Here is a 21,441-nt window from a genome sequence, read left to right on the forward strand (position 1 = left end):
GCGGGCCGCTCCTCGTGAGCGGCCCGCGGCGTACGGGTGAATCCGCGCGCGGACCGTTGCGGAAGCCGCCGCGGTGTTCAAGCTCCTTGCAGTACCCCGCGGCGCTCACGTGCAAGGAGACGGTGATGGGCAGCACCCCGGACATGACGCTCGACGGCAAGGTCGCCTTCGTCGGAGGCGCGTCCCGCAACCTCGGCGCCCTCATCGGCACCACGCTCGGTGCCGAGGGCGCCAGGGTGGCGGTGCACTACAACAGCGACTCCTCCCGGGCACAGGCCGAGGAGGTCGTCGAGCGGATCAACGCGGGCCCCGGAGAGGCGTTCGCCCTCCAGGCCGACCTGACCCGCGTGGCGGAGGTGGAGCGGGCCTTCGACGAGGTCGGCAGCCGCTTCGGCAAGATCGACCACAGTGTCAACACCGCGGGCATGGTGCTGAAGAAGCCGGTCACGGAGATCACGGAGGAGGAGTACGACCGGATGTTCGCGGTCAACTCCAAGGCCGCGTTCTTCGTCATGCGCGAGGCGGCCCGCCGCGTCGAGGACGGCGGCAAGATCATCACGATCGTCACCTCGCTGCTCGCCGCCTACACCGGCCTGTACTCCGTCTACGCGGGCAGCAAGGCGCCGGTCGAGCACTTCACCCGCGCCCTGTCCAAGGAGCTGTTCGGCCGCAACATCTCCGTCAACACCCTCGCGCCGGGGCCGATGGACACCCCGTTCTTCTATCCGGCCGAGGACGAGGACTCCATCGCGTTCCACAAGTCCTCGGCGATGAACGGCGACCTCACCAAGATCGAGGACATCGTGCCGTGGGTGCGGCACCTGCTGACCGACGGCTGGTGGGCCAACGGCCAGACGATCTTCCTCAACGGCGGCTACACCACCCGCTGAACCGCCCCTCGCTCAGGGGTGCAGCGCCCGCCCCAGATGACGGGCCATCCGGTCGACGGTGCCCGCCTCGGCCATGCTGAACGCCCGCCGTCCGCCCGTGCGCAGCAGCGTCAGCACACCGCGCACGGGCCCCGACCGCGCCCGCAGCGGTACGCACAGCAGCGAGGTCACCCCGGCGCGGGCGAGGATCGGCACCCCGTCCGCGTCGTGGCCGAACACCCCCAGGTCCTCCGGGCGCACCTGGAGATGGGCGTTGCCCGCGCGGGCCGCCTCGACGACGACCGGGCAGTTCCCGGGCAGCTGGGAGGCCAGGGTGGCCCGCAAGGCGTCCGTGCCGTCCGGGTCCTGTGCGGCGGGCGCGTCCGGCCGGCCGGACGGGGCCGTGGCGCCGTGCCGGTCCGCCGGGGCATCCGGTGCCGCGCCCTCACCGGCGGCGTCCTCGCCGTCGTACGCGCCGTCCCCGTCGTACGGAGCGTCCGGACCGGCGCCCCCGTACGCCGCCACGCGCACCAACGGGCCGCCGCCGCGGGTGACCAGATCGGCCGTCACCCAGTCGGCGAACCGGCCGCGCAGCACCCGGCATGCCTGGTCCAGTATCGCGATGGGGTCCCGCGGCGCCTCCAGGAGCGTCATGGTCATGTCGTCCAGGAGGTCCATCAGCTCCGTGGTGCGGGTCAGCTCGGCCAGGCCCGGCGGCATCGTCGCGCGGCCGGCGCCGCCGCGCCCGCTCCGGCCGCCCCGGTCCGCCGCCAGCGCCTCCGGGCCGGTGAGGAAGACCGTGAGCACGGACGTGCCCGTCTCGCCGCGGGGCCGCAGCGCCGTCATCGTCGCGCGCAGCGACTCGCCCTCCCGCCGCGCCCCGTCCGGCGGCGGCAGCAGCCGCACCACCAGGCTGCGGTCGCCCTCGTTGCGGGAGACCGCCGCCACCTGGGAGCGGAAGGCGGCCCGCTCCTCGGGGGCGAGCGAGGCGGTCAGCGGGCGGCCCGCCGCATAGCCGGCGCGCATGCCGAACAGCCGGGTCCCCGCGAAGTTCAGCCGCCGTATCACCGTGTCCGGGCCCAGCAGCGCGACCGCGTACGGCATCCGCTGGAACAGCGCCCGCAGCAGCTGCTGTTCGTCGGCGGCGCGCCGGGCGCCGTTGTCGCGCTCCCCGGGCAGGCCCCGCTCCAGGCGCGGCAGGAGCACGTCGACCACGTGCTGGAGCTCCAGCAGGGCGGCGTCCAGGACGGACAGCCGCTCCGTGGAGGGCAGGGCGCGGGCGGCGCGCAGCTCGTCGACCCGTCTGCGGAAATCGGTGAGTTCCGCCGTCACGCGCTCGCCCTCGGCCATGCCCTCACGCTAGCCGGTGCGCCCCCGGACCGTACCCCGCGCGGACCAAGCCGTCCGGACACCGCGGCTCCGTCACCGGAACTCGACGGGATTCCGGCGTTTTCGCCCGCCCGCACCGGGCAGCCGATCCGTTGCGGCCCACGCACCCGAAGGGACTGACCCACAGTGGACGCAACGACGCCTATGCGCACGCTCTTCGAGGCCGGGGCGTCCGACCTCGACGAGGGTGCGCCCGCCCGTAGCCTGGCGCACCTCGCCGAGCAGGCCGCCTGGTGCACCCCCGACAGCTGCGGCGCCGCCGCCACGGTGAGCACCGGCGAGGACACTTCCGAGGCCCCCACCGCGGTGACCCACCCCGATCTGTCCGCCCTGGTCAGTGTCCAGTGGGAGTCCGGCGAAGGGCCCATCCCCACGGCCCTGGACAGTGGCCGGGCCACCGGCGCCGACGACCTGCTGCACGAGCGCCGCTGGCCGGAGTACCGGGCCATGGCACTCCAGGCGGGGGTACGCTCCAGCGCCACCCTCCCGTACCGCCGGGACGGCATCACCCTCACCATCACCGTCTACGGTTTCCGCCCCGGCCTGAAGGTCGAGAAGGGCTGTACGGCCACCGACGTGCTCGGCGAGCTGGCCGCCACCGGGCTGGCCCGGGAGCGCCGCTACCGCGAGGCCCTCGCCGAGGTGGACCAGCTCGACACCGCCCTGCGCACCCGGCCGGTGGTCGACCAGGCATGCGGCATCCTCATGTACGTGCTGGGGTGCGACCCGGACACCGCCTTCGACACGCTGCGCCGCCTGTCGCAGCGCACCAACCGCAAACTGTCCGACCTCGCCGGCGCCCTGGTCCGCACCCGCGGACACGGGCTGGAGTCGGAGCTGCGGTGCCTGGGCGACCGGCCGCGGGACACCGGCCGCGCCACGGCGGCACGCGACGGGGCCGAGCCCGGCCGTACCCCCGCACCGGGCACCGGCCACGGACGGTAGCCCGCGACCGTACCGCTCCCCGCCCCACCCGCCCGCGCACCGGCTCTCAGCCGACCGGTGACGTGTCGCCCCGCCTCCCGGCCCCCGCGATCTGCAAAGGTGGTCGGGGCCCGCACTCATGTGATGGGCCCACGATCGACCCGCCGTGGAGTGTGGAGGTACGGATGCAGCGGACGGCCCTGGATCCGGATCCGGCCCCGGAGCCGGATCCCCCGGCGGGGCTGCCGGTCCTCCCGGAACTCGCCGCGCACCTCACCGCCGCGGCGGACCGTACGGAACCCGAGCCGCCCGGCGGGTCCCGGCCGCTGCGCGCCGCCGCCTGCGACTACTGGAGCCGCCGGGGCCTGGCGACCGCGCCGGAGCGGGTGCTCGCCGCGCCGGGCGCGCCCGCCCTGCTCCTCGCCCTGCTCGCCGCGGCCGGCGGCGACGTGCTGCTGCCGCGCCCCTGCGCCGAGTGGTACGCGCCGGGCGCCGGGCTGCTCGGCAGACAGGTGCACCGCATCCCCGTACCGGCCGAATCCGGCGGCGTGCCGGACGCGTTCGCGCTGCTGGAGGCCGTACGCCGGGCCCGGGCGGCCGGCGAGGGACCGCGGGTCCTGCTGGTGTCGGTCGCCGACGACCCCAGCGGTACCTGCCCGCCGCCCGAGCTGGTGCACGAGGTGTGCGAGGCGGCCGCGGCGGAGGGGCTGTGGATCGTCAGCGACGAGACCGGCCGCGACCTGCTGCACGACCCGCACGACACGGTCGTCCTGAGCCCGGCCGAGATGCTGCCGGACGATGTCGTCGTCCTGACCGACCTGCGGGCCACCCTCGCGCCGGCCTCCTGGCCCGCCGCGCTGGCCCGGTTCCCGGACACCGGGCGCGCCGCCCGGCTGCGCGCCGCGACGCTGGACCGGCTGGCGGCGCTGCGCACCCCGGTGGCCGGCCCGGTCGCCTCCGCCGTCACGCGGGCGCTCGCCGAACCGGAGGCCGTACGCGCCCGCACCGCCGCCGCGGCCCGCACGCACGGCACGCTCGCCGGAGCACTGCACCACGCCCTCACCGTGTGCGGCGCCGTCTGCCGCCCCCCGCACGCGGGCAGCCATCTGTACGCCGACTTCGACCCGCTGCGCCCCGTGCTGGCCGGCAAGGGCATCACCGGCCCGGCCGACCTGGAAGGCGCGCTCGCGCCCTGGGCGGCGCGCGGCGGACACCGCTTCGGCGACGACCACCGGGCGCTGCGCGTACGGCTGAGCACCGACGCGCTGCTCGGGCCCGACGCCGGACGCCGGCAGCAGCTCCTCGACGCCACCGACCCGCTGCGACTGCCGCATGTCGCCGAGGCGTTGAGCGCGCTGTCCGCCACGCTCGCGTCGCTCACGGACACCGGCCCCTCGTAGCGCCGGGCCCGCCGCGTACCGCCCGTACGCCTCTCCCGGCCCTGCCGCGTACCGCCCGTACGCCCCTTCCGGCCCCGCCTTCCCGGCCGCCCCGGCTCTCGCCCGCGACCGGCACCACGACCGGTCACGCCCACCGAATGGAGCCCCTCGATGACCGAACAGACCGAACGTTCCCTCACCGAGCCTCTCCCGACCGCCGGCGCCCCGCACCCGGCCGGCCCGCACCCCGAGTCCCCGGCGCTCCGCCCGCTCCGCGAGGTCCGCCGGTGGCCCCGCGACTTCACCGACCGCCTCACCGCGCCGCTGCCCGGCGTCCGCGCGCTGGCCCGCATCGCCCGCGAGGGCAAGCTGCGGCCCTCCGCCCAGGCACTCCTGGACATCCCGGAACTCCCCTTCGAACCGGGCCCGCTGCCCGAGCCCGGCCCCCGGGACATCGCCGTCACCTGGGCGGGACACGCCAGCTGGGTGCTGCGCGTCGGCGGCCTGACCGTGCTCACCGACCCCGTGTGGTCCCGCAAGATCCTCGGCACCCCGCCCCGCGTCACCCCGGTCGGCGTCCGCTGGCAGGACCTGCCGCCCGTCGACGCGGTCGTCATCAGCCACAACCACTACGACCACCTCGACCTGCCCACCCTCAAGCAGCTCCCGCCGCACACCCCGCTCCTGCTGCCCGCCGGACTGGCCCGCTGGGCCCGCCGGCGCCGCTTCACCCACGTCACCGACCTGGACTGGTGGGAGGCCGTCGAACTGCCCGGCCCCGCGGGCCCGGTCCGCTTCGACTTCGTGCCCGCCCACCACTGGAGCAAGCGCACCCTGACCGACACCTGCCGCTCCCTGTGGGGCGGCTGGGTCCTGACCGCACCGGACGGGCGGCGGGTGTACTTCGCGGGCGACACCGGCTACGGCCACTGGTTCGAGGAGATCGGCAGCCGCTACCCGGACATCGACCTGGCACTGCTGCCGATCGGCGCCTACGACCCACGCTGGATGCTGCGCCCGGTACACACCGACCCCGAGGAGGCAGTCCGCGCCTGCCACGACCTGGGCGCCCGGGCGATGGCCCCCATGCACTGGTCCACATTCCTGCTGTCCGCCGAGGCCCCCTTGGACCCGCTGCGCCGCGTCCGCGCAGCTTGGGAGGCCACCGGGCGCCCGCGGGAGGATTTGTGGGATCTGGCGGTTGGGGGGTCGCGGGTGTTGGGGGAGGGGGAGGGGTGAGGGCTGGTCTCGTACGGCGAGGGCGGAAAGCTGGTGACATCCGCTCTCCAGAAGCGTCGCCAGGTCGGTCATCAGGCCGCGTCCCCCATGGCGGCCGGGAAGGCGGCCGGAGTGACGGCGGCGGCCCGGTAGGCGATGCCGTGCCGCTGCTGGCCGTTGAACACCGACTCCCACGGCCGGGCCACCAGGCCGGGCAGGGAGACCGGGGCGCCGAGCGCCAGGCCCTCGGAGGCACCGCTCTCCGGAACGGTGACCTTGATCAGGGACGACTCCCCTTCCTCGATGTAGACGACGCCGATCGTCATCAGCGCTTCGCCGTTGTTGGCGTCCTTGGCGATCTCGCCCGTCTTGCGGTCGCGGACCTTGGGCTCGGGCGCCTCGGTCAGCAGGATCGTCGCGGCCGAGGTCTCCACACGGATGGTGCGCAAGGCTTCTTCCCATCTACTCGTCTAGACAAGTTGCAGTCTTCGCGCCCGGCTCTTCCGGGAACGGGGACCACCTTGCCACACAACTTGCCCACTCGTCTATACGAGTATGCGTGCCGGGGTGTACGAGTCCGAAGAAGTGGCCTCGCGCACCGCCGGTCAGGTAGCCGGGAGCTGATAGGAGAGGACGTACGCGTCCGCCGCCATCACCGTGTCGCAGACCTCCACGGCCCGCTTCTCCGTGTCGTAAGCCGTGCGGATCAGGTGGATCACCGGGACGCCGGACGCCAGTTGCAGCGTCTTGACCTCGGCAGGTGAGGGCATCCGGGCGCGGATCTCTTCCTCGAAGTGGTCAAGGTGGTGGCCCAGTTCTTCCAGCCGGGCGTAGATGCCGCCGGGGCCGGGGTTGGGTTCGGCGATCTGGGTGCCGCGGGCGATGTCGAGCGGCAGGTAGGAGGTGGCGAACTCGACCGGCCGGCCGTCGAGCAGGTAGCGGCGCCGCCGGGCGAGCACGCGCCGCACGGAGCCGAGCCGGGCGGAGATGTCCTGACTGGCCTTCTCCTCCTTGACCTCCAGACCATCCACCTTCGGGTGACTGCCGACGGCATCGGCCTCCACGATGAACGCCGACTTCCCCTGCTCGCGGTGGCGCCGGGCGAACCGGTCGGAGGCGAGGCGCCGCACGGGCGGGCGCGGCCGGACGAACACGCCCTTGCCGTGCTCGGCATGGACCAGGCCCTCCCCCTGAAGGACCGAGAAGGAGTTCCGCACCGTCATACGGGAAACCCCGTAGTGCTCCACCAGCTCAGCTTCCGAGGGCAGCTTCTCCCCCTCCCTGAACCGGCCACGGTCGATGGCCTCGCGAAGCTGATCGGCGATCTGCCGGAAGACCGCACGATCACTCGTGGGGTCGAGAGCGCCAAGAACGCTCGGAAGAGACGTCACGTGGACTACTCCTTTAGGTATCTAGACGAGTGGGCGAGTGCTATTGCTACGGTGGAGAGCCTAGCCATCCGAAGGGGCCGAGGAACGTGAGCACCGACCGTCCGCACTCCGTGAGCGTCGCCGGAGTCATCGTTGACGACCAGGGCCGGGCTCTCCTGATCAAGCGGCGCGACAACGGTCACTGGGAACCGCCGGGCGGAGTCCTCGAACGCGAGGAAACCATCCCGGAAGCCCTTCAGCGCGAAGTGCTCGAAGAAACCGGCGTCAAGATCGAGCTTCCGGCGACCTTGACCGGTGTCTACAAGAACATGACGGGCCTGATCGTTTCTCTGGTCTTCCGCTGCCGGGCCGCCGACGGCACCCCCACCACCGGGGACGAAACCCGCGCGCTGCGATGGGCCACCCGCGAAGAAGTCACCGAACTCGCCGACGAGGCGTACGCGATCCGCGTCCTGGACGCGCTCGATGCCATGACCCCGCCGGCCGTCCGCGCCCACGACGGCGTGAAACTCGTCTAGCCCGAACCCGCTGCACATGGCGGCCTACCAGCACGAAGGAACTTGTATGCACGAGTATACGAGTAGAGTCCAGGTCTGGGGGCTCAGTTGCCCAGGTTCCCCGGAAGAGGTGAGCCGGGCCCGCCGGTGGACCCGCGACATACTGCGTGATTCCCCGCTGGCCGAGGACGCCGAGCTGATCGTGAGCGAGCTGAGCTCGAACGCGATCTTGCACACCGCCAGCGGGCGGGACTCCGGCAGCTTCCATCTGTCCCTCGCGGTTACCCCGCAGGTCATCGCCCTGTCGGTCACCGACGACGGCGGCGCAGGCACGATCCCGAAGGTCGAGGACCAGGACGAGGAGGCCGAGCACGGCCGCGGGCTCGGCATGGTCAACGCGATCGCTCACCGAGTGGTGGTCCACAGCAGTCAGGGCGCCCACACCGTCACCGCAGAACTCTTCACGAGCAGCCGACCAGGAGCCCACCCATGCTGAAGACCGGCAAGCCCCGCTGCGGCTACTGGTGCGAATGCTGGACCCAGGACCTCGCGGACCCGACCGAGAGGCCGGCCCTGCACGCCTCCTTCGACGCCTACTCGGCCCGTCAGGCCGACAGGTGGGTAGCGGTCGCCCTGCGCACCATCACGCCGGCCCTCTCCCCGGAAGCCTCACACGAAGCCTGGACCTGGCTCTGCGAAGGACGACTGAAGGCCAGGGCAGCCCTGCTCCGCCGACAGCCCTACACGGTGACCGTCACCCAGGCCACCACCCGCATCACCTGGACGATCCGCCCGGTGATCTTCCTTCCTCTCGTCCACCGGCAGGGCACCGTACTCCCCGCCTGCACAGAAGACTTCAAGCCCCTCCCGCCAGCCTGAGTTACAACTTTCTCTACTGGTTCAAGAGCGGCTCGCTCACGCTCGCCGCGCGCGACCCGGCCCCCGACCGGGCCACGCTCATGTCTCCGCCCCGCTCGGCCCGGCCGGCGCCCGTGCCGCGCGCACAGCAACCCGCCGCCTGTTGCCAGAGAAGAGGTACGTCCTGGCTGGGGCGGCCGGCTCCGCGCTAGGTGATCCCTGCTGTCAGTGGCTGGCAGTAACCTGGCCACGCAAAGCCAGAAGGGTGACCCATAATCGCCAGGAGAGCACTTGACCGAGAGTACCCGTGGGGTAATTTACATTCTCGCAAATTCCCTCATCCCTGGAGTACTGAAGATCGGCCGCACACACAGAGAGTCCACAGAGCGCGCCAGAGAGATCTCCCGGGCAACCGGAGTGCCGATCGAGTATGAAGTGATCTACGATCAGGTCGTAAGCGACGCCAGAGCCGCAGAAAAAGAGCTGCACTCCCTGCTTCACATTCACCGCGTGAACGCGCAACGCGAGTTCTTCAGAATCCCAACCCGCGAGGCAATTCGACACGTTCAGAAAGTCTGTGCTCACTATCAAGTAAACGAAGTAGTTGAGGCGGTAGAAATAGATGCCCTACCCGCCATGGAAATCCGAATGCGCCGATGGCTGCGGCGTGACCTAGTGGCGTTGAAGTTCGTGCAATATCCCGACCTATGCCTCATCAAATGGATCATCCAGCCGGACCATAGAAAGCTTGCGGCATACGAGAATATTTTCGACCTGGCAGTGATCGGTAGCGAACGCGACAGGTGCATGGAAGATCGGGCACGACACCACGATGTTTGCCAATGCGAGGGTGGATCCTTTTGCCCAGTCCACTATTCCGCAAAAGAGAATTTCGAGTTTTTTCTTGAGCTAGACCCGTATTCGATGATCATGACAGGATTGGAAATCCTGACTCCCGAAGCATCCGACTATGTGGCTCATCTTTGGGAAGATCGTAAGCTGGAGCCGCCAAATCGCCTAGGATGGAATATCGTCGGCGTTAAATACGACATGATGGGGCCTGAAGAAGAGTGGCGAAAAGTTCTGGCTAAGAATGGAATCGCCGATAGGGGAACCGAAGGCGGCGCCGAAATCATCGACGGTTGAGCCAGCGTCCTGCAGCAGTCACTGCCCAATGTCTCGCCGCCACGGTCCCGTCGTCGTGACTGGTTCTCGTCGACGACACAAGTCAGTAGCGTGGCCGAGGCCGGTGGGGGTGCAGCGAGGCACACGCGTGCGTGCTCGGTCAGCGCACCCGCCGTCGTGGCTGACTGTCGTCGGCTGAGGTTCGTCACTGCCGTGCCAGATGCAGGGATCAGCCAGGGCCAACAGGGGTGTCAAGCGGTCGAGTTTCGGGCCGCCACATAAGGTATCGAAGCCGTAGGTCAGCGGCCCCGCTGCCCCGCCTCTCTCCGTAAAGCGGGCGTCGCAGTTCGAATCCTGCCCAGGGCACCAGACAAAATTCCATCGACCGATCACATTTGACATCTACGCTGAGGGGTCGGGCGCCTCTTACGATCTTCAGGCGCCAATCTCGGCAGCGGCCAAGGCATCAATCTCTATGTCATCCGTGGTCGGATTCCACAGCTCCCGGGGAGCCGTGATGTGCGTTATTCCGACTGTTTCTCCATACGGGAACGCCTTATCCCTAGAAACGAAATAGTCGGCCTTCATTCGGATAGCTGTTGCTAGGTGGGTGGCATCCGGACCCCTGAGTCTGTAATCTGCGGCGAGCTGACGTACCTCCCTGGCAATCAGCATGTCAACCTCGACCCACTGTATTTCAAGACGCTCCAAGTATTCTTCCACGACGCGGTCTCGCTCATCCGGATCGACGTCACCTTTTCTGCCGTTTAATTCGACCAATAGCAAGGTAGAGGCAACTATCTGAATATCTCCTCTGTGGGCAGCCCGTAGAACCTTGTAGGAATTAGGCCACAAGCCTTTTTCCTTCTTTATGACGTTGAGGAAAATATCCGCATCAACGTATACCAAAGGTTCAGTCACTTCTCACCTGCCTCAGATATTCAGCCGTGCTGAGGTCACCCGTTATCCGAGGATTGATGCCAAGGATCTCGGCCGGGTCCACGGGACTCCGGCGATCAGGAAGCACTTCAAGGTCTGTCATCTGCAAAGAAACAGCCTGCCCTTCCGTGTTCCTTTGCAGGACGCCAGAAGCAATCACACGGCGACCCCACGCATTTCGCAGTACCTCACTGTGATCACTATGAGCGACCACGCGAACTGCGTGGCGGGTTCGGGGATCACGGATAAGGGCCCTAGGTGCACTTCCCCTGTTGTGACTCAGAACGTCTAGCGTCCCCGTAACGCTAGAGAAAGCGCTCTTAGCTGGAAGAATGGCTTGCGTAGCGTTACTTACGGTACCTTCATCAACAACGGCTGTGTGATGATCGCCGCTCAAGCTGGTGACCGCGACCTGCCCAATTCCGCCTTGCCCGATATGCTTTCCGATGTGCCCCACGCGGGCAACGGTTCGCTCGCTGAAGAATGGTGGAATCTTCGGCGACTCGGTAAGCAATTCCACACCATCGACGAAACCATTCAGTGGGGTCGCAATGGACTGCGGAGATCGTTTGGCAGGCACCACGGCCGGGACAAGGACAATCCGTACGTCCCTTTCCATCTTCATATCTTGAATCGCCCAACGAAGTCGTGGGCTACGCACTGGCAGGGCAGTCCGGTCGACCTCTTCAAGAGACAACCTCACCTCACCAAGAATCTGTGTATAGGTCTTGAGGTCGAGGCGAGATGACGTGGAGGCGATGCGCACCTCAAGAGCGCTATCGTCACGGACAGCAGTGGTCACGGCTACACCCCTCTCCTGCGTCTAGTCCCATCGTCGCACCAGGGTGCGACAGACGCGCTGTACGTGCTGCCACTTACCAGGTGGTCGACGCTACGGAGCTTTGATCCGCAGCACTCCACCTTTGGTCACGGGAGTGACTTAATCGTTACACGATCAGTTAGTACCCAGCATGGCAGTGCGGCACGCCAAGCGTTGCTTCTGTTCGAGCTGCCTCACGTGCTGGCGGAGCGTACTTGGTACGGCTTCTGAGCTGGGCAGAGCCGTGAACTTCTCCTGTCCCGTTGGTCAGCGGAACAGGAGATCAGTAGACGGGCATGCCAAGCTCCATGGATCAGCACCGTGCCAGAGGCGTGCCAGATCGTGCCGAGAATCGCGGGGAACAGCGGGGACTGGTCATACGTGCAACCAGGGCGTCCCCGCAGCCTCGCCGCAGGTCAAGCAGCACCTGCCGCTTGAAAATCCGAGCTTCCCAAGCTGAGTGCGCACCATCAGATTCGAGCCTCTGCGTCGGTACTGATCAGCTTGTGGAATCGCCGGCCGGGTCGGTACTAGGGCGAGCATGCCTGTCGCCCACGTATGAGGTCGTCAACTCATAGCGCATCGCTTGCACAAGATCACCTCTCTTGGCGGATACGCCTCCCAGCTCATCTCCCCCCGTCAAGGCAACACGTGCAGCTGAGTACAACGCCGGGCGGAAGGAGTCGATCGCCGAGAGCACAGGGGTACCGGCCAAGATAGTCATCTCAAGGTCGATCTTGGCGAAAGCCACCGAGGCGTCCAACGCTGCTGCTGCCAGTGGGGAGGCTCGCCGGGCGTCCTCTGAACCACGGATCGGCCCGTTGGAGACTCCTTCCAGGCCGCCAGCATCTCGCAAGTCCCGCAGGACCCGGACCCAGTCGTCTGCAACAGAGAGGTACCGAACGTAGAGCGCCCTTCGTTCGATCCACAAGGCTGCTTCACGCTGTTCCAGAGATGATGTGGTCGATTGGACCAGGGCGAGCGTTTCCTGTCGTCGCAGATCAGCCGCCTGCCAGGCTCTCTGCTGTCTCGCTTGGCGCCGTTGGAGGAGGTAACCAAAGCCTGTGCCAAGGACCGTCCCAGCCACGGCTATGGCAGAGAGAAGGTACGGCTGCAAGGCCCCTCCCGCAGCAGAGCTGATTCCCCGGCTTCGATCGTGGCGGCGAGAGGGGCCACCCGTCTCAGTTTCCGTCTCATTCAGCCCCGTTCACGGCCGCTCAGACGAGACCAGGAGTCGGGTGCTGCCCACGAGCGGGCCCGCCCATGAACGCTCCTGCACACAGCCCACCACCACAGTTGGAAAGCGTGCGCCCTCGAACAACCTCCCTGGCCTGCCGTGCACCGCTGCGCGGAGCAGTGCGCCTTCCATAGAGGACATGTGCCCGGCAATCCTGCACTGGTCCGCACAACGGTCGAGACCGAGGGTGGGAGACGTGGCTCGTACGCAGTCCAGGTGTGGAGCGCTCACGGGGAAGGGAAGTCGGTGTCGGCGGCTGGCGATGGACGGTGCGTCGCGATACAACCTGCACCGTGGCGAGTGGTCGTCGTACACCATCGAGAAGCACAAGGAAGCCGAACGCAAGGCGAAGACACGCAAGCGGCGCAAGTGACTCCAGCCGGTGTTGACATCCATGGCTGACATCAACGACAGCGGATAGCAGCGGCGTCGTGCGGCCTGACACGACCACGGCCGCCCCGCGCAGCACGGGCGGACAGGCGGTCAGACCGAACTCCTAAAGCGGATGTCAAAGGTTCGAGCCCTGCCGGCGGCACAATGCTGCGCAAACCCGCCCCCAAGGACGGAGCCGCCCTGGCGATTTTTTTGACGCCGCGGTTCTTGTCGTCCTCGCTGCTGCCCGCGGGCACCGTCTCCGTCACCACGACCAGTAGGCCGCCGCCCAGCAGACCCGCCTCTACCTCCAGGCCGCCTACGGCCAGGCCACCGCAGCTCCTCTGGCCGCCCTCTCCCGCCGTGCACCCGCCGCCCCATGACCGAGCGGTTCGTCGCCCTGGTCCGCGAGACGGTTCCGGCGCACGCCCAGCAGATCCTCGACGACCCTGCCTGGGACACCCTGGCCACTGCCAGCACAGGGGGACACCAGCCCCCCATGCTCCTACGACAGGCCGCCGACCAGTGCACACTCGACGACGGCCGCTCACCGGCACGCACCCTCACCTGGTGCATCCACCGGCTTGCCCAGCGCCCTGCCCCCAGCGCACGAGCCCGCGCGGACACGGGCACAAGACCGTCCCACCGCGCTCAGACGAAACCGCTTGCCCCGCACCAGCCGACCAGCGCAGAGGTACACAGGCGTCCTCGCTGACGACTACGGCGCGACCGTTGCCCCTTCGACGGGACCAGGCGAGTCAACCGCCAGCGCATGGAACTCGGCGGCCAGACACAGAGGGCCCAGTTGCGCCAGGAGGGGCAGTGCGCTGACTTCGCGTCCGTCCACCCACACCCCCGTCTGTGGAGGGCGGAACGGAGTGACTGCGATGCCACAGGTGTCGAACAGTCTGGTCCTCAGGTAGCGCATACCGCCTGTGCCACATAGATACGTCGTCGCGCCGGTGGCAACAGCAAGGTCGGCAAGACGCTGAGTCCGGCCTGATCGGGAAGGCAGGGTGCTGCTGCGCAGGAGGCGGCCAGGCCAGCCGAGGACCTCCAGGAGCGCCCGTGTGGAGGCTTCGGCGACGGCAGCAGTTCTTCCACTGGTGGCGATCAAGCCGAGGACCGGATCGAGAGCTGGTTTCAGGGCCGGCCAGTGCGGGCTGGCTCCGTAGCAGTGTTGGAGGGTGTGCCGGATACGGCGGCGGGCCCGGGCCGGGTCGACGATCTCGGCGTCGCGGATGAGGGTCGACCGGCCGTTGGGAAGGTGGGTGGGCAGGGTGAGCCACTGTCGCCGTGCCGGGTCGTTCAGAGCCGCCAGGCGGGCTCGGTGCTGGTAGTCGCGGCGGGCGAACTGTACGTCGTCGAGGACGATCCAGTAGTCGGCGGCGAAGAGCTTGGCGAGAGTGGTTAGCCGGGGGAAGAAGTTGGGCTGGTGGATCGCGCACCGCCCGCCCGGCGGCGGCAGGTCAGGTGGCGAGGAGACGGCTGTCGAAGCCGTCCTTGATGAGGGACTCGTAGGCGGCATGTACGTCCTCCGGGACGTCCTGCTCGATGGCGAAACCGAGCTTGGGGTATTCGATCACCCGCTGCATGTCGCCGACGAGCATGTCGGTGACGAATGCCTCGTCACCGATCGCCTTGAGGTAGTCGTCGAACTCCAGCGGTTCGGACGCGCATACCACCTTCACCTCGGGCCAGACCTTGCGGCAGGTGGCATAGGCGCGTCGCTCCATGTAGGGCATGGCGGTCAGCAGCACCGACTTCGGGGCGATGCCGACGGCGGCCAGTACCTCGCGGGAGAAGGCGATGTTCTGGCCGGTGTTGGCGGCGTTCGGCTCGATCAGGACCGAGGTGTCGGGAACGCCGAGTTCCAGGGCGTGCTCGCGGAAGTGGACGGCCTCGCCGCGCGGGAAGCGGGCGGCGGTGTTGGGGCTGTTTCCGCCGGTGAAGATCAGGGTGGGGAAGTGGCCGGCGTGGTAGAGCTCGGCGGTGAAGGCGGCGACGCGCAGGTCGTGGCTGCCCAGGCCGATGGCCACGTCGCAGGGCCTGAGCTGGTGGTGCATCTGGTGGTAGTCCCAGATGAGTTTCGCGTTGTGCCACTGGTCTTCGGTGATGGTCCGCTGCTTGTCCGTCACTCGTTCTCCCTGGTCACCGTCGCCGGGGGCGGTCTGCCCCCTCGCTTGTGGTCCGGATGCCCTCGATGCTGCCCAGTTGGTGGCTCATGCCGTACTGGGCGGCGACCTTGGCGGCGCGGTCGAGGACCTGTAGTCCATCATTCCGGGTGGCCGGGTCGGAGAGCAGGATGTGACCGTGGGCGGTGTCCAGACGTACGCGTTGCATCGGTGAGTCGGTCGTGCCGGTGCGGCGGGCGATGTCGATGAAGTGGAGGGCCTGGGTGAGATCGCCGGCGCCGCGGTGGGCGAGGGCGAGCTTCTGGTGGGCCACCGACCAGTCGTCGGGTTCGGCCAGGTCTTCGAAGTCGCGGGTGGCGGTCATCATGACACGGGACGCGTAGTCATGGTTGCCGTCCTTGCTCAGTGCCGTACCCACCCACAGGCGGGCGCGAGCCCTGTCGCGGCGGGAGAGGCGGTCGTCGACGGCCAGGGACTCGTAGTGGCGTGCGGCCACTTCCAGGCGGCCCGACATCTCGGCGACCACCGCCAGGGACAGGTCGAGCTGCGCGATGCGGCGGGGGATGCCGAGCTGGGTGAACAGCGAGCGGGCACCAGTGTAGGAGCGCTGGGCCGAGAGCGGCCCCAGTACGGCGCCTTGGTCCCGGTACAGATCGCCGATCAGGGCGGTGGAGCGGGCGAAGAGGTACAGGCCCTTGTCGTCGAGTTCCGGTGGCCCGAAGCGCTCCAGCCAGCGGCTGAGCAGGTTCTCGGCGAAGGCGAAGTTCTGGCGGGAGAGGGCGACCACCACCCGGTCCAGGTCGTCGGTCCAGGACTCGTACTCCCAGGCTCGCGGTCCTGAAGCAGTGACGCGCCGCCCCGGTCCCTGGCCGGGGCGGCCGGCCTCCGACAGGAGGGTTTCGAAGCGCAGGTGCACCGCGGCGTCCGCGCGGGCCAGAGCGGTGTCCAAGATGGCCTGGGTGTCCGGGCGGGGTTCGGTGGAGGCCAGAAGCTTGTCCCACTTGGCGACGGTCCGTGCTGCGACCCCGAGGTGTTCGGCCAGGGCCCGCACGCTCATCCGCAGGGCGAGGCGCAGGGCGTGGGCCTCCAGCCCGGTCCAGTGGTGCACGGTCGCCACGCGTCGCTCCCTTCCGGACAGCATGGAAGCACGAGGCAGGTATGCGGGGGCACGTAAATGCAACGGAAGTACAACAGCCGGTCATTTTCCACCGGCCAGGTCCGGTCCACCCTCGAAGTACCGGCCGGAATTTCGCAGTCCGCCCCGGTGCCTTCCCACTCCCCAAGCCCTTGGACGGTCACGCGCATGGAACCCCTCACGGAGCACCGCCCGGTGAACGGCCCGCTCGTTTACGGCTTCCTGAGGCTTGTCCGCAGCTCCCCTGCCCGTCAGTCAGCTCTGTCGGACGCCCTCGTCGAGTACTGCCGCAGCCACGAGTTGGTACTGGGCGGGCTCTTCGTCGAGCGCGGTACGGGCGCGAGCGCTCGTACCGCGGCCTTCACCGGGCTACTGGACGCACTGGCTCTGCCCGATGCCTACGCCGTCGTCCTCCCTGCCCCCTCGCACTTGGGCCCCCGGCCGATAGCGGCCGAACGCAAGCGGCAGATCACCGGATCGACAGGGGTACAGCTGCTGCTGATCCGCGGCGGGATGAAAGCTCTACGCCGAGCGAAGCCTTCCAGCGGACGTGGTCCGCGCCTAGGAATCGTTCTGGACGCCGAAACATGAGGCTCCCCATGCCCGATCCCGCACACAGAACCTTCCCCGCCGTCCCCGAGTCCGTCGGCCTGGCCCGCAGCTTCGCCGACCGCACACTGACCTCCTGGGGTCTGGACGGACGGGCCGACGATGTTCGCCTGTGCGTCTCCGAGCTGGCCACCAATGCCGTCACCCACGGCACGGTTCCCGACCACGACTTCACCCTGACCGTGACCGCCGAGGACGACGCCATCTGCGTCGAAGTCCGTGATCCCAGTCCACGCCGCATACAGCTACGCCACCCCACCATCGAGGACACCACCGGCCGCGGCCTGCACCTGGTCGGCGTTCTCAGCGACGAATGGGGCGTGACGGAGCACGGCACGGCCGGCAAGACCGTATGGACCCGCTTCAAGACCACCGCCCCGGCCTCCGAGAAGGCGCCATGCTGACCACCTGCACACCGTCCGTCGTCAACGCCCCCGGCCCGGGCCTGCTGGCTGCACTGGGCGCCTGGACCTGGCTCGGCCTCGACCCGGCCGACGCTCCGCTCGCCCACCTCCTCCTCGCCCACCCGCCCGGACGTACCGCCCGCGACACACCAGCTGCCATCGAGGCACGTATGCAACGCATCGCCGCCTCCCTGGGCGGCCTCGCCGCGCCGCAGGAACACGTTCCAGACGTCGGCGCCCGGCTCCTCATGGTCAGCCCCACAACCGTGCTGCTGCGGTTCGAGGGCACCCGCTATGGCGTACGGCTACCGGTCCGCCCCGGCTGGACCCGACACGTCCGCCACCACGACCACGCCGTGATCACCGTCGGCCTGTCCCCACTACCGCGAAGCGCCGACCTCACCGACGTCGACACCTATCTCCACGACACGCTCGCCACGGGCCGTCTTCTGTTCGGCCTCACCCACCCTGCTTGATCATCATGCGCATCCAGCCCCATGCACCACTCTGGCTACGGTGCGAGAGGGAATGAACGCTCGCTCCGGCCCCTCTTCAAGGGCCGGTATTAGGGGCAGGGTTGTGCCATGGTGCTGAGGAGGTTCGCAGCGGACACCTTCACGAGGGCCGAGCTGGGGCGTACAGGGCTGGAGGAGCTGTCACGCAACTTGTTCGAAGCTTGCTGCCTCCACGCCGCCCGGCGGGAGTAACGCCGACCAAGTGGTTGGCGCCGCCTCTCAGCCATCCTGTATCGCTCCGGTGACCTCCGGGAAGGCGTCACCGGTCGGCCAGTGCTCAGTCAGGCCGAGGACGGTATGGACCGGGTGATCCGGTAGCCGGTATTCGACGTGAGCATCGACCAGTTGTGCGGTTGCCCAGGTGGGCAATATGGGAGCCGAGAGCGAGCTGGGGTCGGGGCTTCGCCAGAGGACAGGAGTGTTTTTCGTCCACGTCCAGGGCGCTGGGTTGGCGACGGTGAGTACGCCGCTGACGCGGCCGTGCATATGGTCGTAGGTGGCAGTCCAGTAGCCGTCGGGCATTCGGCCGAAGTTCGGCGTGCTGGACTGGGTGTACTCGACCGAGGTCCCGTACAACGCGGTCTCCGTAGCCTCAGGTTTGGGGAACAAGGCCGCCTGGCCAACCGCCACGATGAACGGCAACGCCAGATCGCCGTACTTCCTGCCCTTCCTCTTGACCGCGTCGAGCACCCGCGTCGGCTCGTCACCAAGCCAAGCCGACGCGGGGTGGATGCCGATCGTCCTACTCGCTGGATCACCTCGCTTGTCAGGGCTGCGGGGAATCGCCTCGAACGTGAGGCACCAGCCGGCCTCCTGCCATACGTGCCTGGGCAGTGGCACTTGGCGCTCGTACTCCCCTATGACTTGGTCGGGGTCCAGGTTCGCGAGCCACCGCGTCAGCCCGGCCTTCAACCGTTTCTGCGGCGGCATTGTCGGTCCGGCCCTGTCGAGCTTGTACGACACGAAAAAGTTGGGGCTCGGCACGCCGTCGATGGCGTCTGTCAGGCCGGGCGGGAGCGGGTTGGATTCGGTTTCACCCAGGCGCTGCGCCGTCCAGATCGCCTCTATGACGAATTCTTCCCCCTCATAGGCAACCAGAAAGTCAGGGTTCTTGCCGCGGGTCCCTACGCCAGGCTCGATCTCCACGGCACAACCGGAACCAAGCAGCATCTCGTGCAGATACAACTCCCACAACGTAGAAAAGACGTTAGTGTCAGAGTTCCGGTCCAGCAACCGACTGCGGAAACCGGGCTGAGCCTGGACCGGGAGGTGCGAGCACCACTCGTTGATCACATCCCGGACCTGGTCCCAGAACGGTCCCGCGACCCTCGCAAGGAACTCGGACGTCGGCTCCGCCGCTCGCTTCGGCGACGCGTCCGCCCGATTCCGGCTCGCGTATACGACCACGGCCAACGATAGTAGGCAGCCCCACTGACAGCCTCAACCATCGGCACCCGTCGTTGGCGCCCCTGCTTGCGTGAGCGGACGGGGAAGCACAGTCGGCCGAAGCAGGACCAACGAGGCCGCCGCATGGCGCTGATCAGGCCGAACAGCACCACGCAGCAGGGCCGTGTACCGGCCGGCAAGAATTCGATCCAAAACCTGAAGCGGGTGTCCACATACCAGTTTTAATGGGTGAGGTCCCTTTGTCATCCACGCCTGACATCAACGAGGGCGGTCATTGGCGACCGGGACGCCTTCCCCGCAGCCGGTCCACCTGTGGGTGTCCAAGCAGACCCACAGCCGGTCCGACGCGCCGTAAGCTTATGGGGGCCGTGATCACTTGCACCCAACCAGCGCCACCCCAAAGCCGTTCCACCAACCTGGCGCTTTACCTGGCGGGCAGCGTATCGGTACATTCGATCTTCTCAGGGAGGGGAACGATGACCGGCGTCTTGGAAGCTGCCCTCGCACAGCGCGATGGCCTCGATCGGTATCGCTCTGCGAAGCGCATGTTGTTCGCGCTGCGTGGAGCCTGGGCGGCGTGATCGGGATGTATACCTCTGAGCCTGCCGGCTTGAGCGACGGCCCGGAGCGGTGAGACGTGGCCGACCGCCCTGCTCCGGAGACGGGACCGCCAGCCCCGGTCACTGACCAGCAGATCCGCAATGCCCTCCGGCAGGCGCTGCTCACGGTGTGGACTCGGGAGCCGGACTTGGTGAGCGAGGGTGCGAACGAGCGCGCCGTCGTCGCCCGCGTCGCATTTGCACTGCAGGCGGCGATCACGTCTTGGGGAGCGCAGTGGCGAGTGGACGTCGAATACAACCGGTGGCGTCGCCCCGGGTTCGGAGTGATCAGAAAAGCCCTGTACGTGGACGGCTTCGACGCAGCGGAGCGCAGGCCCGTGTACCCCGACTTGATCCTTCACGACCCGCATGGCCGCTTCCAAGAGCGCAACCTGCTCGCTCTGGAGGCCAAGCGTGGGCGTCCCCGGCCCCGTGATCGTGACTTCGACCTCGCTAAGCTGCGCGCCTACCTGCGCGAGCTGCATTACCGTCAGGCCGCTTACCTGGAGTTTGATGGCTGTGGAGAACCGCCCCGGCTGCAATGGTTCCAGCTGAGAGATGGCCAAGTGCACACCGCTGGCGTCGAGGACGGGTGGCAGCAGAGCGTGGATTCAGGGTCTCAAGATCCCCTCCCAGGGTTGTGACGGCCGCGAAGTGGTCACAGAGAACACCAGGCCAGAGGTCTCGTCGTCCGAGCGGGCCACAGGTTCTCCGGTCTCGGAGCACATACATGGCACACGGCTGACGAAGGGACCGCCATGGCTCAGTCGATGTCCGACGCCCAGCCCAAAGCCCTCAAGCCCGCCCTCGACTCCATGACCCTCCTGGTCGCCGCCGTAATCGTCCACGACAAGGCCACCAATCGCGTCGTCCTCCTTCAGCGCAGTCGGAACGCCAAGTTCGCCCAAGGCATGTGGGATCTTCCCGTCGGCAAGAGCGAGCCCGGCGAGCCCATCACCGAGACGGCGGTGCGCGAGCTGTACGAGGAGACGGGCCTGACCGTGAAGCCCGAGTCGCTGAAGGTCGCCCACATCATCCACGGCGCCTGGGGCGTCGAAGCCCCCAATGGCTTCCTCACCGTCGTCTTCGCCGCCCACGAGTGGACCGGCGAACCCGAAAACCGCGAACCCCACAAGCACGCCCAGGTCCGGTGGATCGACGCGGACGCCATCCCCGAGGAGTTCGTCGACACGACCGCAAGCGCTCTTGACCGGTACCTCGCTGGTGGATCCCAGGTGTCGCTGGATGGCTGGAATTAGGCAGCCTTGTCCGCCCTGCCGCAGCCGCGCTCCTAGCCGATACCCCGCCAAGTGACTAAAGGGCGCCCGCCGAGCTACGGGCGCGAGGCGGGCTGTTGGCTCGGCTGACAGCCGAAGGCCCGTCTCTTCGGCGGATGGCTCTTCGCGTAGCGACCATCGCACTGGAGCCGAGAAGCTGAGATTGAGCGTACGAGTAGCGCCGAATCGGGAACCTCAGTGTTCTGACGTTGGCGCCACCAAGGCAGAGTCACTCGCGGCCCATGAGTTGGGTCACAAAACGGGTGACGCCTGCCCCTGTACGGCAGAGCCCGGACGCCGCACGCATCCGAATCACCTACCCCCCTCACCCACCCCTCCCAC

At 68.1% G+C, this 21,441-nt stretch carries 22 protein-coding genes; 13 read left to right on the plus strand and 9 right to left on the minus strand.

Going from position 1 to position 21,441, the window contains the following annotated elements; all coding sequences use genetic code 11:
* The first annotated feature begins 125 nt into the window (after positions 1 to 125).
* Entirely contained in the window at positions 126 to 890 is a 765-nt protein-coding gene (locus ADK86_RS33600; RefSeq protein WP_053700009.1) for an SDR family oxidoreductase, read from the plus strand.
* 12 nt (positions 891 to 902) lie between these two features.
* On the opposite strand, the gene ADK86_RS33605 is transcribed toward ADK86_RS33600, so the two are convergent.
* Positions 903 to 2,219, minus strand: a complete 1,317-nt coding sequence (locus tag ADK86_RS33605) for a PAS domain-containing protein (RefSeq protein WP_053700010.1) — start codon at positions 2,217 to 2,219, stop codon at positions 903 to 905.
* A gap of 183 nt (positions 2,220 to 2,402) precedes the next feature.
* On the opposite strand from ADK86_RS33605, the gene ADK86_RS33610 reads away from it, so the two are divergent.
* From ADK86_RS33610 to ADK86_RS33620, 3 genes are all read left to right on the plus strand, one after another.
* Complete coding sequence (locus tag ADK86_RS33610; protein WP_053700011.1) at positions 2,403 to 3,203, plus strand: ANTAR domain-containing response regulator; 801 nt, start codon at positions 2,403 to 2,405, stop codon at positions 3,201 to 3,203.
* 164 nt (positions 3,204 to 3,367) lie between these two features.
* A complete protein-coding gene (locus tag ADK86_RS33615; RefSeq protein ID WP_053700012.1) occupies positions 3,368 to 4,582 on the plus strand; it encodes an aminotransferase class I/II-fold pyridoxal phosphate-dependent enzyme in 1,215 nt (404 codons plus the stop codon).
* Positions 4,583 to 4,732: 150 nt separating this feature from the next.
* Complete coding sequence (locus tag ADK86_RS33620; protein ID WP_053700013.1) at positions 4,733 to 5,800, plus strand: MBL fold metallo-hydrolase; 1,068 nt, start codon at positions 4,733 to 4,735, stop codon at positions 5,798 to 5,800.
* A gap of 71 nt (positions 5,801 to 5,871) precedes the next feature.
* Here the strand turns inward: ADK86_RS33620 and ADK86_RS33625 are convergent, their stop codons facing one another.
* Positions 5,872 to 6,228, minus strand: a complete 357-nt coding sequence (locus ADK86_RS33625; protein ID WP_053700014.1) for a hypothetical protein — start codon at positions 6,226 to 6,228, stop codon at positions 5,872 to 5,874.
* Positions 6,229 to 6,384: 156 nt separating this feature from the next.
* A complete protein-coding gene (locus ADK86_RS33630; RefSeq protein ID WP_053700015.1) occupies positions 6,385 to 7,170 on the minus strand; it encodes a GntR family transcriptional regulator in 786 nt (261 codons plus the stop codon).
* Between the two features lie 110 nt (positions 7,171 to 7,280).
* On the opposite strand from ADK86_RS33630, the gene ADK86_RS33635 reads away from it, so the two are divergent.
* From ADK86_RS33635 to ADK86_RS41720, 4 genes are all read left to right on the plus strand, one after another.
* Entirely contained in the window at positions 7,281 to 7,688 is a 408-nt protein-coding gene (locus ADK86_RS33635) for an NUDIX hydrolase (RefSeq protein WP_053700032.1), read from the plus strand.
* Between the two features lie 46 nt (positions 7,689 to 7,734).
* A complete protein-coding gene (locus ADK86_RS33640; RefSeq protein WP_033034027.1) occupies positions 7,735 to 8,163 on the plus strand; it encodes an ATP-binding protein in 429 nt (142 codons plus the stop codon).
* On the plus strand, positions 8,157 to 8,546 hold the full coding sequence (locus ADK86_RS33645; protein WP_053700016.1) for a hypothetical protein: 390 nt from the start codon (positions 8,157 to 8,159) through the stop codon (positions 8,544 to 8,546). Before ADK86_RS33640 ends, ADK86_RS33645 begins: the two co-directional genes overlap by 7 nt.
* 270 nt (positions 8,547 to 8,816) lie before the next feature.
* Positions 8,817 to 9,671 carry a GIY-YIG nuclease family protein gene (locus tag ADK86_RS41720; protein ID WP_078952435.1) on the plus strand — a complete coding sequence of 285 codons (855 nt, stop codon included), beginning with the start codon at positions 8,817 to 8,819 and terminating at the stop codon, positions 9,669 to 9,671.
* A gap of 414 nt (positions 9,672 to 10,085) precedes the next feature.
* Here ADK86_RS41720 and ADK86_RS41725 read toward each other — a convergent pair whose 3' ends face one another.
* From ADK86_RS41725 to ADK86_RS33660, 5 genes are all read right to left on the minus strand, one after another.
* Positions 10,086 to 10,571, minus strand: coding sequence for a type II toxin-antitoxin system VapC family toxin (locus ADK86_RS41725; RefSeq protein ID WP_078952436.1), 486 nt, complete (start codon positions 10,569 to 10,571; stop codon positions 10,086 to 10,088).
* Positions 10,564 to 11,391: a hypothetical protein gene (locus ADK86_RS43500; RefSeq protein WP_159394022.1), complete on the minus strand. Its 828-nt coding sequence runs from the start codon at positions 11,389 to 11,391 to the stop codon at positions 10,564 to 10,566. Before ADK86_RS43500 ends, ADK86_RS41725 begins: the two co-directional genes overlap by 8 nt.
* 2,345 nt (positions 11,392 to 13,736) lie before the next feature.
* Positions 13,737 to 14,546 carry a WbqC family protein gene (locus tag ADK86_RS33650; RefSeq protein WP_078952437.1) on the minus strand — a complete coding sequence of 270 codons (810 nt, stop codon included), beginning with the start codon at positions 14,544 to 14,546 and terminating at the stop codon, positions 13,737 to 13,739.
* Complete coding sequence (locus ADK86_RS33655; protein WP_053700017.1) at positions 14,488 to 15,156, minus strand: YdcF family protein; 669 nt, start codon at positions 15,154 to 15,156, stop codon at positions 14,488 to 14,490. Before ADK86_RS33655 ends, ADK86_RS33650 begins: the two co-directional genes overlap by 59 nt.
* Before the next feature lie 13 nt (positions 15,157 to 15,169).
* Positions 15,170 to 16,270 carry a hypothetical protein gene (locus ADK86_RS33660; protein WP_053700018.1) on the minus strand — a complete coding sequence of 367 codons (1,101 nt, stop codon included), beginning with the start codon at positions 16,268 to 16,270 and terminating at the stop codon, positions 15,170 to 15,172.
* 186 nt (positions 16,271 to 16,456) lie between these two features.
* Between ADK86_RS33660 and ADK86_RS33665 the strand changes: the two genes are divergently transcribed.
* The 3 genes from ADK86_RS33665 to ADK86_RS33675 are packed head-to-tail and all read left to right on the plus strand — an operon-like array spanning position 16,457 to position 17,777.
* Positions 16,457 to 16,879, plus strand: coding sequence for a hypothetical protein (locus tag ADK86_RS33665; RefSeq protein ID WP_053700019.1), 423 nt, complete (start codon positions 16,457 to 16,459; stop codon positions 16,877 to 16,879).
* An 8-nt stretch (positions 16,880 to 16,887) separates the two neighbouring features.
* Entirely contained in the window at positions 16,888 to 17,301 is a 414-nt protein-coding gene (locus ADK86_RS33670) for an ATP-binding protein (protein ID WP_053700020.1), read from the plus strand.
* A complete protein-coding gene (locus ADK86_RS33675) occupies positions 17,295 to 17,777 on the plus strand; it encodes a hypothetical protein (protein ID WP_053700021.1) in 483 nt (160 codons plus the stop codon). Before ADK86_RS33670 ends, ADK86_RS33675 begins: the two co-directional genes overlap by 7 nt.
* Positions 17,778 to 18,035: 258 nt before the next feature.
* Here the strand turns inward: ADK86_RS33675 and ADK86_RS33680 are convergent, their stop codons facing one another.
* On the minus strand, positions 18,036 to 19,001 hold the full coding sequence (locus ADK86_RS33680; protein WP_234346189.1) for a hypothetical protein: 966 nt from the start codon (positions 18,999 to 19,001) through the stop codon (positions 18,036 to 18,038).
* 859 nt (positions 19,002 to 19,860) lie between these two features.
* Here ADK86_RS33680 and ADK86_RS33685 point away from each other — a divergent pair.
* Together ADK86_RS33685 and ADK86_RS33690 are read left to right on the plus strand one after the other, a co-directional pair.
* A complete protein-coding gene (locus ADK86_RS33685) occupies positions 19,861 to 20,466 on the plus strand; it encodes a hypothetical protein (protein ID WP_053700023.1) in 606 nt (201 codons plus the stop codon).
* Positions 20,467 to 20,580: 114 nt separating this feature from the next.
* Positions 20,581 to 21,081: an NUDIX domain-containing protein gene (locus tag ADK86_RS33690; protein WP_053700024.1), complete on the plus strand. Its 501-nt coding sequence runs from the start codon at positions 20,581 to 20,583 to the stop codon at positions 21,079 to 21,081.
* Positions 21,082 to 21,441: the final 360 nt, after the last annotated feature.

This window comes from Streptomyces sp. NRRL F-5755 (assembly GCF_001279365.1).
Taxonomy (GTDB): Bacteria; Actinomycetota; Actinomycetes; order Streptomycetales; family Streptomycetaceae; genus Streptomyces; species Streptomyces rimosus.

Bases quoted from the DNA above. Each gene is read 5' to 3' on its own strand.
- ADK86_RS33640 (WP_033034027.1), top strand. From the start codon at position 7,735: ATGCACGAGTATACGAGTAGAGTCCAGGTCTGGGGGCTCAGTTGCCCA.
- ADK86_RS33690 (WP_053700024.1), top strand. From the start codon at position 20,581: ATGGCTCAGTCGATGTCCGACGCCCAGCCCAAAGCCCTCAAGCCCGCC.
- ADK86_RS33605 (WP_053700010.1), bottom strand. From the start codon at position 2,219: ATGGCCGAGGGCGAGCGCGTGACGGCGGAACTCACCGATTTCCGCAGA.
- ADK86_RS33650 (WP_078952437.1), bottom strand. From the start codon at position 14,546: ATGCCGCCTACGAGTCCCTCATCAAGGACGGCTTCGACAGCCGTCTCC.
- ADK86_RS33610 (WP_053700011.1), top strand. From the start codon at position 2,403: ATGCGCACGCTCTTCGAGGCCGGGGCGTCCGACCTCGACGAGGGTGCG.
- ADK86_RS33620 (WP_053700013.1), top strand. From the start codon at position 4,733: ATGACCGAACAGACCGAACGTTCCCTCACCGAGCCTCTCCCGACCGCC.
- ADK86_RS33615 (WP_053700012.1), top strand. From the start codon at position 3,368: ATGCAGCGGACGGCCCTGGATCCGGATCCGGCCCCGGAGCCGGATCCC.
- ADK86_RS33645 (WP_053700016.1), top strand. From the start codon at position 8,157: ATGCTGAAGACCGGCAAGCCCCGCTGCGGCTACTGGTGCGAATGCTGG.
- ADK86_RS33675 (WP_053700021.1), top strand. From the start codon at position 17,295: ATGCTGACCACCTGCACACCGTCCGTCGTCAACGCCCCCGGCCCGGGC.
- ADK86_RS33600 (WP_053700009.1), top strand. From the start codon at position 126: ATGGGCAGCACCCCGGACATGACGCTCGACGGCAAGGTCGCCTTCGTC.
- ADK86_RS33665 (WP_053700019.1), top strand. From the start codon at position 16,457: ATGGAACCCCTCACGGAGCACCGCCCGGTGAACGGCCCGCTCGTTTAC.
- ADK86_RS33670 (WP_053700020.1), top strand. From the start codon at position 16,888: ATGCCCGATCCCGCACACAGAACCTTCCCCGCCGTCCCCGAGTCCGTC.